The sequence below is a fragment of the Rhizobium sp. BK661 genome, assembly GCF_024808825.1.
GTDB lineage: Bacteria > Pseudomonadota > Alphaproteobacteria > Rhizobiales > Rhizobiaceae > Rhizobium.
Window position 1 is genome coordinate 78,135 of sequence record NZ_JANTYT010000003.1, and the last position, 14,014, is coordinate 92,148.

General features: G+C 59.1%; 12 protein-coding genes. 2 read left to right on the plus strand and 10 right to left on the minus strand.

The genetic code is table 11. The annotated features are described in order from the left end of the window. Nucleotides 1–176: 176 nt before the first annotated feature. A complete protein-coding gene (locus tag FHX16_RS09210; RefSeq protein ID WP_183861555.1) occupies nt 177–1,094 on the plus strand; it encodes a DMT family transporter in 918 nt (305 codons plus the stop codon). On the opposite strand, the gene FHX16_RS09215 is transcribed toward FHX16_RS09210, so the two are convergent. Together FHX16_RS09215 and greA are read right to left on the minus strand one after the other, a co-directional pair. Further along, complete coding sequence (locus FHX16_RS09215; RefSeq protein ID WP_183861557.1) at nt 1,091–1,936, minus strand: GNAT family N-acetyltransferase; 846 nt, start codon at nt 1,934–1,936, stop codon at nt 1,091–1,093. The genes FHX16_RS09210 and FHX16_RS09215 overlap by 4 nt on opposite strands. Nucleotides 1,937–2,263: 327 nt before the next feature. Next, nucleotides 2,264–2,746 (minus strand): transcription elongation factor GreA, encoded by a 483-nt coding sequence (greA, locus tag FHX16_RS09220; RefSeq protein ID WP_183861559.1) that lies wholly within the window; start codon nt 2,744–2,746, stop codon nt 2,264–2,266. Nucleotides 2,747–3,036: 290 nt separating this feature from the next. Here greA and FHX16_RS09225 point away from each other — a divergent pair, with 290 nt between their 5' ends. Then, nucleotides 3,037–4,890: an SGNH/GDSL hydrolase family protein gene (locus tag FHX16_RS09225; RefSeq protein ID WP_183861561.1), complete on the plus strand. Its 1,854-nt coding sequence runs from the start codon at nt 3,037–3,039 to the stop codon at nt 4,888–4,890. Here the strand turns inward: FHX16_RS09225 and FHX16_RS09230 are convergent. From FHX16_RS09230 to FHX16_RS09265, 8 genes are all read right to left on the minus strand, one after another. Then, nucleotides 4,868–5,461, minus strand: coding sequence for a DapH/DapD/GlmU-related protein (locus tag FHX16_RS09230; RefSeq protein ID WP_183861563.1), 594 nt, complete (start codon nt 5,459–5,461; stop codon nt 4,868–4,870). The two genes, FHX16_RS09225 and FHX16_RS09230, sit on opposite strands and share 23 nt — an antisense overlap. A 2-nt stretch (nt 5,462–5,463) precedes the next feature. Next, on the minus strand, nt 5,464–6,795 hold the full coding sequence (locus FHX16_RS09235; RefSeq protein WP_183861565.1) for a hypothetical protein: 1,332 nt from the start codon (nt 6,793–6,795) through the stop codon (nt 5,464–5,466). Further along, nucleotides 6,795–8,093: an oligosaccharide flippase family protein gene (locus FHX16_RS09240; RefSeq protein ID WP_259127152.1), complete on the minus strand. Its 1,299-nt coding sequence runs from the start codon at nt 8,091–8,093 to the stop codon at nt 6,795–6,797. The genes FHX16_RS09235 and FHX16_RS09240 overlap by 1 nt, the downstream gene beginning before the upstream one ends. After that, nucleotides 8,090–9,064, minus strand: coding sequence for an NAD-dependent epimerase/dehydratase family protein (locus FHX16_RS09245; protein ID WP_183861569.1), 975 nt, complete (start codon nt 9,062–9,064; stop codon nt 8,090–8,092). The genes FHX16_RS09240 and FHX16_RS09245 overlap by 4 nt, the downstream gene beginning before the upstream one ends. Before the next feature lie 16 nt (nt 9,065–9,080). Further along, the gene (locus tag FHX16_RS09250) at nt 9,081–10,346 is read right to left on the minus strand and encodes a glycosyltransferase family 4 protein (protein ID WP_259127156.1); all 1,266 of its coding nucleotides are present in this window, start codon (nt 10,344–10,346) and stop codon (nt 9,081–9,083) included. Between the two features lie 66 nt (nt 10,347–10,412). Continuing rightward, on the minus strand, nt 10,413–12,248 hold the full coding sequence (locus FHX16_RS09255) for a GNVR domain-containing protein (RefSeq protein ID WP_246712588.1): 1,836 nt from the start codon (nt 12,246–12,248) through the stop codon (nt 10,413–10,415). Nucleotides 12,249–12,417: 169 nt separating this feature from the next. Continuing rightward, nucleotides 12,418–13,026, minus strand: coding sequence for an alpha/beta hydrolase (locus tag FHX16_RS09260; RefSeq protein ID WP_183861571.1), 609 nt, complete (start codon nt 13,024–13,026; stop codon nt 12,418–12,420). A gap of 11 nt (nt 13,027–13,037) precedes the next feature. Beyond that, the gene (locus tag FHX16_RS09265) at nt 13,038–13,970 is read right to left on the minus strand and encodes a VOC family protein (RefSeq protein ID WP_183755579.1); all 933 of its coding nucleotides are present in this window, start codon (nt 13,968–13,970) and stop codon (nt 13,038–13,040) included. Between the last annotated feature and the right edge of the window lie 44 nt (nt 13,971–14,014).

The following is a 14,014-nucleotide window of genomic DNA, read 5'->3' on the forward strand; positions in this document are numbered from 1 at the left end:
CGGATTTAACCGCACCCTTCTCAAACCCGCGCATCTATAAAGCTTTGTCACGGGGAAAGCGACCCTGTTATGCCGCCGGAATCGGCTTTTTACGTGACAAATCAGCCATCATCGGGCTATTGGCCAATCATATCCTGGGGTTGAGAACGCATCGCCGTCATCTGGAAGAATCGCCTGTGCAGGTTGCCGCTTATATTTCTCTCGTCGTCGCGGCATTGTGCTGGGGCGGAAACGCGGTAGCGGGCAAGCTCGCGCTCGGGCACGTCAGCCCGATGACGTTGACATTTCTGCGCTGGTTCCTTGCAACAGCGCTCATTGCCGCCGTTTCGGTCCCGCAATTGAAGCGCGACTGGCCGATCGTTCGCAAGAACCTGCCGCTTCTCTTCTTCTACGGCGTCGTCGGCTACACGCTTTTCAACGCGATGCTCTACTCCGCCGTCCAGTATACGACCGTGATCAATGTTGCGATCGAGCAGGCCGGCATCCCGATGCTGATCTTCCTCTTGAACTTTGTTTTCTTCCGCACAGGCGTTTCTACGGCGCAAGTCGTCGGCTTCGCGATGACCTTGGTCGGGGTCGCATTGACCGCCGCGCACGGCGACCTGAGGACGCTGCTACAGCTCGGCCTCAACCGCGGCGACGGACTCATGCTGATCGCCGTCGCCGCCTATTCGGTCTATACGATTTTTCTTCGCTGGAAGCCGCCACTCGATTGGCGCACGCTGATGGCCGTTCCCGCACTCGGCGCGACGCTCACTGCCGTGCCGCTACTCATCTGGGAGGGCAGTCAAGGCGCCATTCAACTGCCCGACAACAGCGGCTGGCTGATCGCCTTTTACACCGCGATCTTCGCCTCACTCCTCGCGCAAATCCTCTACATCAAAGGCGTTGAGGCGATCGGCGCAAACCGGGCCGGTCTCTTCATCAATCTCGTGCCAGTTTTCGGAACGCTGTTGTCGGTCGCCCTGCTTGGCGAGCATTTGCAGGCCTTTCACATCGTTGCGTTGGCGCTTGCATTGGGCGGCATCGCCATTGCCGAAAAGGGCCGCCCCCAGACAGCCGTCTCCACCGCCCCTGCATCACCAATGGATTAGCCGAGTTCCAGCGTCGTTACACCAAAGACGTTCTTCAGCGGAACGACCGGCGCGGCGCCGCGATACATTCGAGCCGTTTCGAAGACGGGCGCCAAGCCCATCTCCTCTGCAAGCGCAATCGCCTCGCCGTTGCTGGCGGGGATGTCGATGAAGACCCTCGCTCCTTTTGCCTGCGGTGCCAGCAACGAAAGCAACGCTGCGGCGCTATCCTTGTCGGCAGCAAACAGCGGGCCGAGCTTGTAGCCGTCGTAACAACGACGGATCGTGCCATACCCGCGGATCTTGCCGCTCCTGCGCACCACGGCCGAGTGCCTGTCCCTGCGGGCCGCACACCACGACGCCACAAATGCTGGCCGCGGGGCGGGAAAGATGGTCGCGTCATAGCGCAACAATCCGTCAAGTTTGTCGGAGACAGCCTGCGCGACAAGCGTCGAGGCCGGCAGGGCTGATATCACGCCGCCGTAGCGAACCGTCCGATAGGCCTCTTCGAAGCCGGCCTTGCGGTAGTTACCCTGCTGAGCGGCGACGCCATCCAGGCCGATGCTGCGGCCCTCCGCGGACGCCATGCCGGCATTCCAGATGGCTTTGCCGTAGCCGCGGCCGCGAAAATCCGGATGCACGATATAGAGTCCGAGGAAAGCAAAGTCGTCGCCATACTTGACGACCGAAATCGAGGCGACCGGCACCTCCCCGAGCACGCCAACGAAAAATCCGGAGGGGTCCGCATCGTGAAAGGCAATCGAGTCGTCGAGGCCAGGATTCCAGCCCTCCTGACGCGCCCATTCGAGCACTAGCTCCAACTCACCGGGTCGCATCGGGCGAACGGCAAACTCCGAATTCATGCAACGTCCTTAAATCAGATCGACCGCAAGCCTATACCCGCGGCAAAAGACAAGAATGAAAGTCTAACGGCGCAAAGTCGGCCGGGAGCGAAGAAACATGTTCATGGCCGAGGCGATCTACATCGATCGTCATGAGGCACGACCCGAAATTCTTCGCATCGCAATCATCATGGAACAGGGAGAATACAATCTCAAGGGAATTACTTAAGAGAACATAAAGACATGGTAAGTTCTCAGTAACGACCATCAGACGAGCAACTGGATTTTATATCGTGCCAGGATGCCCATCTTCGATAAAAACGCTCCGCAGGACGCGGAAGCGACGCCCTACGCGATCGCGATAACCTCGAGTTCCTGGCCACCGACAGTGGCGACATCTCCAATCGACTTGCCGATTAGGGACCTTGCCACTGGGGACACGAAGGATATCGATCCCGCTTTGGGATCAGCCTCGTCCTCTCCAACAACGCGATATGTCTGCACACGCCCGTCGTCGCGGCTGAACGTCACGGTGCTTCCAAAGGCCACTTGATCGAACGAAGACGGGTCGGGAATAACCTCGGCGGTGCGAACGCGAGTCGCGAGGTAGCGTAGGTCTCGCAAGGGATTCGCAGCCTGCCGCCGTCGCTCATTGATGTCCTCGATAGTGCTTGCGGCATCGAATGCGTCGCGCGCCTGCTGGAGCTGCAATTCCAGAGCCTTCAATCCCGCTTCGGTCACAAGGTTCGGATGCGGCGAAATTGGACGATCCGGCAGCAAAGTTTCAGATGCGGCTTCAGCACTTTCTTCTTTGACGAAAGCAACACTCAATTTCGCAACTCCGTTTGGGCGCCTCGTGGTCTCCCGGCGCACCGGCGACAGGTCATCCCGACTGATGGAACGACAATACCCTGTCCATGTTATAGCATCTCTTCCAGTGGTCCCAGCGGGAAGAACGCCGGCTCGGACAAAACCACACCTCCCAACTTGAGCACCGCCGGCGACCACCGCAATGCGCGGCAAATGCCCGCCGACGCAATCTGGTCATGTGCGCGAACGTCCCCGCCCGCCCAACATGAAATAGGATCATAGTCCCATTTACTGTTGTGGAGGTCTCAATAATGTTTCTCGGTCTCGATATCAGTGCCGGCTGCCCCGCCCATCGCGACGGGACCAGGCCGCGCTCCATCGTCGCCTTCGGCGACAGTCTGACGGCAGGCGCGGGCGCGTCTTCGTCAGACCACTCCTATCCCGCTCTGGCAGCTTCGCTATTCAACCCACCTCGCACTGTCATTAATCGCGGGGTCGGCGGCCAGACCTCGACCCAGATCGCTTCCCGTCAGGGAGGCACGCCCCTGCTGCTCGCCGTCCAGGGTACTGAAACCAAGAACCTCTATCCCCGCAGCCGAGACTGGATGACCTCGTTTGATGCAGGCGTCATCAACGGACTCACTCACGAATTGGTAGCGGCAGGGGTTGATGAAAACGGACTTCCCTATGGCGACGTTCGCGTTCACGGAATGGCAACCGGATCGTTCACGGATGTCGGTCGACAGATATACAGCTCCATCGCCGCAAACCTGAAAGTCGAAGCTGGCAGCCGCTGGACTATCTCTGGCGAGGCTCAACTGGTTGGCGGCTCCACCAGCGGCGTGAACGGTTTCAATCTCCTGCTCATTCAAGCTGACGAGGCCGGCGGCTACCTCAACGAAATCGCGTCGCCAGGTTTTCCACTCGATGGTGCGCGCAATTCCGTATCGGAAAGCGGTGAAGCAACCCACGCCTTTATTCGCTCGACCTTCCTGCTGAATGTTGCCGTCGGCAGCACTATCGACATCACGCTTCGCATCTTTCCGGGCCAGTTCGAGGCCGGCCCGCTGCGAACCTCCCTGCAACTCACACCTGGCGACGGAACGATCAACCTCTACAATCCGACCTTCTCTACGACATCCCGCTTCGGCACCAGCGCGAACGGCTGGACCCCGCGCGTCCAGGATGGCCACACAACCCCGCTACGGGTGGAAAGCAGCAAACTACTGGTCAGCAACGACGACGCCGGAATCCTTCGCGGCTGCGAGATCGCCCTGGCGGCGGTGCCACAGGGCAAAACCATTCGCGTCGGCTTCGATCTCGACTTCATCGAGGGTGGCGGCCTTGTCCAGATCGGCGGCCTCAATGCACCCGGTGGCAGTTGGGCGGCGGAAACCGCCGAAGGAAATGCAACCTCGGTTATCAGCTACCGTGGCCACCACGAAGTGATCTTAACCAGTGGCAACAGCACTTTCGGTAACGAGTCGTGCGGTGCGATCGCGTTTGTCAGCAGCGACAGCTATGTCACCTGGTCGCTTGACAACATCTCCATCGAGTGGGGCGATAGCAGCCCGCAAATTCCCGTCACCTACAAATCCGCGGACATCTTCATCGATTCCGGCGCTCACCGCGGCAGCGCTTCCGGCACGCTGGTCGGCATCAAAGGATCGATCTCCGCCGATGCCGCAGGCAATTGGAGCTTTACGCGAAGGTCCGCAGGCGACAGCGCCGGCGTGCCCTATTCCGCAACCTTCCTTTTGGACGACGCCATCGCGACACGAGGAGACGTCCAGTGGATCTGGGCCGGCCGCAACAACGCCAGCGCTCCAGCTACGGTTATGTCCGATATCGCAGCAATGGCAAATCGGGTAGCACGCGGGCGATATCTCGTTGGCTCGATCCTGCCTGCGGCAAGCGACACACCCGAGGCGATGCAGCAGATATCGGAGCTGAATGCGGCTCTCAAGACCGTCTACCAAAACCACTTTGTCGATCTTCAAGCTGCCCTTCAGTCCGCAGCCAACCAGACTTCTGGCGATCAGGAGGACGTGGCGGCCGGCCTGGTGCCACGATCGCTGCGGGCTGATGCAATCCACCTCAATGATCTAGGCTATGCGGTCGTCGCCGCCGCCTGGGCTGGCGCTACGATCGTCCAGGGCTGGTAAACAGCACGCGCTTGCGCAGGAAACGCGCCGGGTTGCCGGCAAAGATCGTCCAGGCCGGGATGTTGCTGAAGGCGACGCCACGCGCACCGAGGACAGAGCCCTCTTCTAAAATTACGCCGGGGCCGACAAAGGCCTCGGCCGCCACCCAGGCATTGGCCCCGATCGTGATCGGATGTGCCTCCAGCTGGAAATAGGGATCGTCCACTACATGACTACCGGCGCAAAGATGCGCGCCTTGTGAGATCACGGCATTCCGGCAGATGCGGATCGGCGCCATCGCATAGCAAATGACACGCGGGCCAATCAGTGCGTTCTCTTCCATCACCAGGTTCGGTGGATACCAGATCCTTGCCGAACCATGAACGCGGGCGTTGGCCGCCAGTTGTGCGCCGAACATGCGGAGCAGCATCGCCCGCCATCGATGCAAGGGGGCCGGCGTCCAACCAGCGAGAAGCATCCACGCGACCGCCCACGCGGCCCGTAACATCCTGTGCTGCAGCGAAAAGCTTGGGCCGCCGGTGCGCGAGCCGCTTTTCCTTGCGTCGAGGATGCCCAAGGCATGCTGTTCCATTATCATCGCCTCCAAGCTCGAACGGCGGCTAACTGTGCCGGTGGCTGGACGAACCGCCGGAGCGAGACCGAAAGCAGCTTCGCGACAAACAGTTGACAGACGAAAAGCGGAAGCACCGCACCCACCGGCCCACGCAGAAGAATGGGCAAGGACGCTGCGATGAAGAATTGGAGTACGCGAACCCCGAAGAACCTGTCCTGGTTGAACCGGATCATCGCTCCCAGCAGAAATGCACATGCGAAGCCGCCAAGCACGACGCCCACAAACCCGAAATCCATGTAGAAATCGCAGCCGAGAAAGAGGGAGAGGTTTGGCGTCCCGTACATGCCGGCGGCAAAGAGATCATTGCCGATATCAAGCCCGCCGACGATCGGTTTACCCGGCCAGACGGCGCGGGGAACGAAGAACAGTACGACAGCGGTCAGCTTTTCGCCCCACATGAGATCATGCGTCGACATGTAGCGGACGGAGTGGACAGCCATGTCAAACACATCGACGGAAGGGATGTCAAAGAAGTTCCCGACAACCGAGACCTGCGACAGATCCTGCAATCCCTCCAATCCTGAGCGTGTCGTTATATTGAGGATCGGAAACAGGATCGTCAGCGCCACCAGGCCACAAAGGTAGAATTTCGCCGCCGATAGCTTGCCACCAGCGAGTGCCAGGAACACGGGTCCCCACACCGCCAGCAGCACGAAGCGTGGTGCATTGAACGGGTTTCTGGCGACCGCCAGCAAAACCAGAACGAGCAGCAGCATCGACACCGCGGTAAGCCTACGCGGCGATAAGCGACAGTATGCTGCCACCAGGCAAGCACTCGCAGATTGAACGGCCAGAAATAGCATGCTCGCGATGAAGGGCTGCGAGCCATCCTGCTCCAAGCGCGATGAAAGCAGCCTTTCGAAGCCACCTTCGGACATGGCGAACAGGATGAAGGCAACGACGTTGAGGAAGAGGATGAAAGGTATAGCAGGTCGGACATCGGTCGCCGCCGGCTGTTCATCGGATTGCATCGACACGAAGAGGAATGGGAAGGCAAAGACAACGACGACCAGCATCGCCAGAGCGTACTCGGCCGGATCGTAGGCGTAGGCCGTTATCGCAGTCGCGCCACCGATCCGGTCCCCATGAATTCGCTGCAACGGCGAGATCACAAAATAGATAAACAGACAGAACCAGAAAATGTCGCCAATCTCGAAATCGCGCGATCGCAGGCGCCCCAAACCGACGATCACAATGGCGAACAGCGGCAAGCTCAGGCCGACCACGAAAAGACTGTCGGCGAAAGGCAAGTTGAGGAGGTAGAGTGCCAGCACCGTCCCGAGCCTGATCATCACTTCCCTCGCCATGCCGGTAGACCACGACGAAAGAGCAGATACCAAAGGCCCAACGCGCCCGCGGCATGCGAGACCACCTCGGCAACCGCAAGCCCAGCAAGACCAAGCCAGTAGCCGAGCGCGGCAGTTGCGACGAAACAGATCAGCATGGCGCCATTGGCCGACAAGGCGACCGCGCGGTAGTGCCCCAGTGCCTGTGCCGCCTGGGATAGCGTCGACACCAATGCACCGCTCAGTATCCCAAACGAGAAAAGACTGACAACACCGGCCGCTGCGGCGATCGCAGCATGTGTCGATCCGGCGATCAGCAAACCGGCTATCAAAAGGCCAGATGAACCAGATACGGAAATCCATGTGGCCAAGCGCTGAACGCCGCATGCTGTCCAAACCGGGCTGACGCTCGTGGCAATCCTGTGTACGAGCAGAGGAAAATGCGCTCGGCGGACACATTCCAGGACCTGCGAGCCCGCTGCCGTAATCTGCCGACCGTAGAGAAAAATCGCCGTCGGTCCCTGGCCAAAAAGCAGTGAGCAGATAATGAGCTGGAATCGAAACGACAGCTGCCCCGGCAGTAGCGCAAGCAAGACCGACACTCCTTCGCGGACAAGGTCCCTGCAGCGTCGCCATGTCACCGATATCCTCCCAGGAGGGCGGCCGACATGGCAAAGGGTCAACAACTGCATGGTGACGGCGATGCCGCATCCCATCGACAAGGCCGCCCCGAGAATCAGACCAGACTGGTTGGCCGAAAGACCGCTCGCAGGCAGCAGCGCTGCCCCAGAGCAGAGGTACGTCGCCATGCCGGTCACCCCGCTCAGTCCACTCAGCTTCAGTCCATCAAGAATGCCGCCGGCGTTGAAAGCCCAGAATATGAGGGCCGGAGTGGCCGCTGTGAGGTAGGCGCAGCTGAAGTCATCCCACGACCACAGCGCGTACGACAAACCAATCAATGCGACAGCAATGGCCACGCAAAGCCGCACCATGCTTCCGGACCAGAAGCAGTGTCGGATCTCCGCACCGTCACCCTTGACATCTGCTAAGGCAACTCTGCGGGCGACCGAGGTCATGCATCCAAAATCGACAATCATCAGCGCGAGAACAGCAAAGGAAAAACATGTCCCGAAGCGCGCCAGTAGCTCGAGTTCCCCCCGACTGACCAGCAGGGTCTGCGCGAGAAAGATCGATCCCTGCCCTATCCCGAAGCTCGCAATCAACAGCGCTGCGTTGCCGGTTCCCCGCCACGACAGGCCTCGCTCACCACGTACCTTTGCCTGGTGAGCACCGATCGCCGTCATGCGGCCACTCGGATCAACTGGCTCTCGATCCAGGCATAAGTTGCCTCCAAACCGGTAATGAGGCTTTGCGCTGGTCGCCAGCCCAGCTTCTCCTCGATCAAACGATTATCGGAGTTCCGCCCGCGGACACCAAGGGGACCGGGAATATGTCGCTTCTGAAGCCGCTTGCCGGCGATGGCACAGACCATGTCAACGAGCTGGTTGATAGTCACCATCTCGTCCGACCCGATGTTGACCGGTCCCTCGAAACCGGAGCGCATCAGGCGTGTCGTTCCCTCCAGACATTCGTCTATGTAGAGGAAAGAGCGGGTCTGCAGGCCATCACCCCAGATCTCGATTTCATCGCCATGCGAGGCGATCGCAACCTTGCGGCAGATTGCAGCTGGCGCTTTTTCCTTGCCGCCTTGCCATGTACCGGAAGGTCCGAAGATGTTGTGGTATCGCGCAACGCGGTTCTTCATTCCATGGTTGCGGTTGTAGGCGAGAAAGAGGCGCTCGGAGATGAGTTTCTCCCACCCATATTCGCTGTCTGGCGCGGCGGGATAGGCCGATGATTCCGCGCAATTGGGATTGTCCGGATCTTCCTGATTGTACGCAGGATAGATGCAGGCCGAAGAGGAGTAGAAAATTCGCTCGACATTCTGACGGCGGCAGATTTCGGCGACATTGAGGTTGATGGTTGCAGAATTGTGGATGATGTCGGCGTCGTGCTCGCCGGTGAAGATATACCCAGCCCCGCCCATGTCAGCGGCCATCTGGTAGACCTCGTCGAAGCGACCGTCGATGACCCTCTCGCAAACATCCTGCCGGCGAAGGTCACCCGCAATGAATTCGTCGGCTACCGTCGCTTCATATTCCGGATACTTGAGATCGACGCCGCGAACCCAGAACCCCTCATGCTTCAACCGTCGGACAAGGTGGCTGCCGATGAAGCCTCCGGCACCACAGACAAGAGCAGTTTTCCCCAGCACCTTACGCCCCCCAGCGCTATTTTGCCTGCAACTCCATCAAGAACAGCCGTTCAAGAATTCCCTCAAATCGATCCGCAATCCGATCAATCCCGAAACTTCTCTCGGCATACGCGCGACCATTTGCGCCAAGCTTCGCCCGGACCTCCGCACGCTCAGCCAACTGACGAAAATTGGTCACGAAATCTGCGTGATTGCCGGGTTCCGAAACGAGCCCGGCTTGCTCCCGCTCGAGGATTCTCCGAGCGAGATTTCCTGCGGGGATGGCGGCGAGTACTGGCTTCCCGGAGCAGAGGTAAGTGAGTACCTTCGACGGCACCGAAAAGATCCCAGCATCGGCTTCGATCATGGCGATCAGTATGTCGGCATCAGCCAACACCCCCGGCAGATCCGAGAATCGAACCCACGGTCGGACCACGAGGTTGGTTATGCCTTCGGTCTTTGCACGATGCGCGAGCTCGTCTGCCGCGCGGCCCTCGGAGAGGACGTCAATCGTCACGGTCAGCGCTTTCGCCGCAGAAAGAAGAACCTCGGGATTGTGCTTGTAGCCCAACGTTCCCGCGTAAACGGCGTGTATCGTTCCATTTCCCGGCTTCGCTCGCCCTTGCGCGCTCACATCATTCAGCGGCGCCCAATTTTCAATGACGGAAATATCGTGAGTTGAGACGCCGTTGTTGCAAAGAAACGGGACAAAGTCGTCCGTGATCGCGACGATATGGTCGCTTCCCCTCAAGAGGTCGTATTCGAGCTTGCGATAGCGCTTGGCGACAAGGCTGCCGAGCACCGGAAGCTTACGGGGCAAGATGCGGCCGATCGCTTCGCTATAGATATCCTGAAGCCAGAAGACGAATTTTGCTCCGATCGCCCGTGTCGCTTTGTAGATCACGGCTTGGGTATCCAGCGGGGCGTTGGAGGAAATAACGACCTCCGGCCGAAATTGCTGGATTTGAACTGCAACCAACCGTCCGGTTTCGATCTCTTGGGACCTTCGCCTGAGGAAACTGTTCTTGTGAAAGACTCCGTCCAGACGAACACCTGCGATCTGCAAGCTCGTGGGATCATCCGAACGGTTCGTCAGGTCGCCCTTAGGGGTTTGAAAGCTCTCTGAATGGACGTGGAAAACCTGATGGCCGCGTTCTGCAAGACAGCGCGACAGCTCGACCTGAAAAGGGTGACCCGAGTAATCATGAATAAGTATACGCCGTCGGCAATTCATGTCTTTTCTCAGATGAAATGAAGAAAAAGATGCCGCAAATTGACCGCCCCAGCAGAAAGCCGCCGCCACTGCTGTATTCCAACCACCCCCGCGCAGCCTGCTGCTCGGCTGAAGCCTACGCCACGCACGCAGTTCTTAGGCACTTGCAAGAACATAATGCCCTCCAACCGCGAACCACTTGCGTTGATCCCGTCTGTTCAGCACCGCGATGATTGGCGCTGCATCTCTCGTATGGCCCCTTAGGGCGGTGACTGCCTTTCGCGCGGCCTTTTGAGGCGTAGTCGCCCACTGCACGACGAAGAGCACAGCGTCGCTCAGCCGCGCGAGATAGAGGGCATCAACAGCCGCCTCCATTGGAGGCGTGTCGACGATAATGTAGTCGAAGTGCTGGCGTGCTCGCTCCAGCAGTTTCCTGACCCGCGGCCCCATCAGAAGCTCGTCCGTCGGAAATTCGGCGGGCCGTGCGCCGAGGATCACGGAGAGGTTGGTAGCGTGATCTGTCACCACCATGTTCGCGAGACCGGGATCAGGCTCGCCACGCAAAAGATTGACGAATGCCGATGTCGGCTCGCGATCGACATGCCGATGGATGCTGGGCTTGCGAAGGTCGCAATCGACGAGCAGTGTCCGCTTTCCGGCCAAAGCATAGGTACGTGCCAGGGAGGTCGCGAGCGTTGACCTTCCCTCTCCAGAGAGCGCCGAAGCAACCATAACGACGACGCCTGTTTCGGTCTCAGGTTCGAGGAGCCCGGCATTTCGCAATAACGTCTGATCCAGCGACACGCGGATGCGTCGCAGTGATTCAGAGAAGAGCGAGAGCGGGGCTGACATGATTGTGTCGGAAAGGCCTCGCCCGTGCGGCTTTTCAACTTCGCTGCCTGCCTGATCCGGCGTTACCGAGGCGAGCGGAATGTTCAGTACTGCGCTTACCTGATCCTCACTTGTAAAGCCGCCTATAAAGAATTCCCGGAGCAAGGCGCCTCCAATGCCCAGACCCAGCGCCAGGATGGCCATCACTGCGAGCACAAGACCTTTCCTCGGATACGATGGCTCGATCGGGGCGAGCGCTGCGGATACTATGCGACTGTCGGCGACCTGGAGACTCGCCTGCGCCTCGAAATCCTGCAGTCGCGTCAAAAGGTTCTGATATTGGGTCCTTGCGACCTGCGCCGATTGCTGCAGCGCATAGTATTGGGTGAGGATTTCCGAGGATACACCGCGCCCGTAGCTTGGACCGCGCGCATCGGAGGCGGTTTCGCCAAATTGCGCGTCCGCCAGCCGCAACTGCTGCAGCGATCCGGCGGCTTGGAGATTGCCATGGGAGGTGACGAACAGATCGAGATTTCGCTCATTCTGCGCAAGGACGTCTCGAGCGGCCGTGACCTGATGCTCGAGAATCTTGCCGGCCGAGACTGTATTCGCGACTTTTGCCTCGACCTGTTTCTTGATGTAGACAGCCGTCACAAGATTTGCGAGCCGCGCCGCCTTCTCGGCATCCTTCGACGTCACACCGACGGTGATAAGATAGGTCAGACCTTCGCGGCGAACCCGGACCGCGTACCTGAAAGAGTTAAGAACGGCCCCAATCGCCTTGTCGCCCGACGACGCCGTCCGCTTGAGGCCAACGACGGCCAGTAGCGGTTCCATGAAACCATTGGATGTAAACTCCGGGTCGGAGAGGAGATTGCCGTCCCTTATGACGTCGAGGAGCACTGCATCGGATCGAACGATGCGAACCTCGCCCTCTACTCGGGAGTTGTCGGTCAGGCCGCTTGTGGCGGCAGTATTGGGGTCGAGAAGATTCTTTGAACTCGTATCGACAAGAACCAGCGACTGAGCGGTATACCGCGGTGAGAGAGAGAAGAGGACAGCAACACTCAGCAGGAAGATCGGCAGAGCCACCGCCAATATTGTACGGACTTGCCGGTGGGCTAGTCCAATCAGCATTCGAGGGTCTGCGACATCGTTCATGCGAATGCAAACCCTCAACCGATACAGCCGAATACTCGCTCAGGTTTTATCGCGCAAACAATTACCACAGCAGGGACGCTTCACAACCACAGATAATCCTATTGGATTATCACCCCCTGCATTTGAATGAAGCCTGCCGGATGGTCGAGGGCCATCCGACAGGAGTTGCTTAGCGATATGGCTCGAAGAACCTCTGAATGGCATCGATTTCGTTCTGCCTGATATCGTGCCCACCGGCATGCCATTCCGTCGTGGTGGAAGCATTCTGCGCCTCAAAATACTCCGCCAAGGCCCTCGTCACGGGCGCAGGACTGATCGGGTCGCGCTCACCGGCAGTGATCAGTACCTTTCGTCCGCCGAGCGCTGGATTTGCCTTCGGTTGAAACGGGATCAGCGGGTGCATCAGAACCGAAGCATTGAACAATCCCTTTTCGATCAGCACGTTGGCAAGGATATTTGCGCCGTTCGAGAAGCCAAGCCCGAGGACATCGGTCGCCTCATGTTCTTTCGCAAGCGTTGCGACAAAGGACACCATCTTTTCCGTTGCTCGAGCAAGATCCGCCATATCGTAGACGCCCTCGCCGGTACGCTTGAAAAAGCGTGCTGCGCCGAACTCGGAAACATCGCCGCGCGGCGATACGATCGTCGCTTCCGGCAACAAGCGTCGCCCAAAATCAAAAAACTGGTTCTCGTCGCCGCCCGTTCCGTGCAGTACGACAAGAATGGGCTTTCCGGGTGCACCGGCCTGGAGCCGGTGCACATAGCTGTTATCGGTCATCGTGTGTCCCCTTAGGCTTCCAACGGCTGCAGGTGCTGCTCGATAAGAGCGCGCATGTGCTGATGTTGCTGCGGCAGTTTCAGTGCTTCACCGAGATGCGCCGTGTCCTCGTCACGGTTGAAGCCGGGTTCGTTGGTCGCAATCTCAAACAAGATGCCACCTGGGGTGCGGAAGTAGATCGCCCAGAAGTAATCGCGGTCGATGACAGGCGTAACCTGATATCCCGTATCCATCAGCGCTTTGCGCACTTCGAGCTGCTTCTCGCGGTTCTCCACGGCGAAAGCGACATGGTGCACCGAACCTGCGCCTGGCAGAGCTCGCGAGAGGTTTGGCATGGTTTCCAGGTCGACGAGATGGGCACCGTTTCCGCCGGGAATGGTCAGGCGCTTCACGCCATCGCGCTCTTCCTGGACTTCGTAGCCCATGAATCTAAGCAGCTCGGAAGTGGCGCCGTCATCGCGCAGTCGCATGGCGACCGAGTGAAACCCGCGGATCGCGTGGTCCTCGCTGATGCCGCCGTGCGTCCAGGGCAGACGATCGTCTTCCTTGACTTCAACCAGCGCAAAGCCGTCGCCATCGGGACCGCCAAAGTTCAGGCGCTTTTCGCCGAATGCTTCCTCGGTCTTCAGGCCGGTGACATTCAATTTGTTCAAACGATCGCTCCAGAAACCGAGCGAACCCTGCGGGACAGAGAAAACGGTGGTCCCGACCTCACCGGTTCCCGGACGTCCTTGCGGCATCTTCGGGAATGGGAAGTACGTCATGATCGTACCTGGCGCGCCGGTCTCGTCACCATAGTAGAGGTGATAGACGTCAGGTGCGTCGAAGTTCACGGTCTTCTTGACGCGACGCAGACCGAGCGCATTGGTGAAAAACTGGTTGTTGGTGCGGGCATCCTCCGCCATCGATGTGACGTGGTGCAGACCCTTGATTTGATCGAGCATTTGAGACCCCTTTCTTGCCCGCCTCGCGGGCTTCGGATGGGATA

What these genes read in the sequence shown, in the direction of transcription:
- FHX16_RS09215 (WP_183861557.1), bottom strand. Translation starts at nt 1,936, where the DNA reads ATGAATTCGGAGTTTGCCGTTCGCCCGATGCGACCCGGTGAGTTGGAG.
- FHX16_RS09230 (WP_183861563.1), bottom strand. Translation starts at nt 5,461, where the DNA reads ATGGAACAGCATGCCTTGGGCATCCTCGACGCAAGGAAAAGCGGCTCG.
- FHX16_RS09225 (WP_183861561.1), top strand. Translation starts at nt 3,037, where the DNA reads ATGTTTCTCGGTCTCGATATCAGTGCCGGCTGCCCCGCCCATCGCGAC.
- FHX16_RS09260 (WP_183861571.1), bottom strand. Translation starts at nt 13,026, where the DNA reads ATGACCGATAACAGCTATGTGCACCGGCTCCAGGCCGGTGCACCCGGA.
- FHX16_RS09255 (WP_246712588.1), bottom strand. Translation starts at nt 12,248, where the DNA reads ATGAACGATGTCGCAGACCCTCGAATGCTGATTGGACTAGCCCACCGG.
- FHX16_RS09235 (WP_183861565.1), bottom strand. Translation starts at nt 6,795, where the DNA reads ATGATCAGGCTCGGGACGGTGCTGGCACTCTACCTCCTCAACTTGCCT.
- FHX16_RS09265 (WP_183755579.1), bottom strand. Translation starts at nt 13,970, where the DNA reads ATGCTCGATCAAATCAAGGGTCTGCACCACGTCACATCGATGGCGGAG.
- FHX16_RS09240 (WP_259127152.1), bottom strand. Translation starts at nt 8,093, where the DNA reads ATGACGGCGATCGGTGCTCACCAGGCAAAGGTACGTGGTGAGCGAGGC.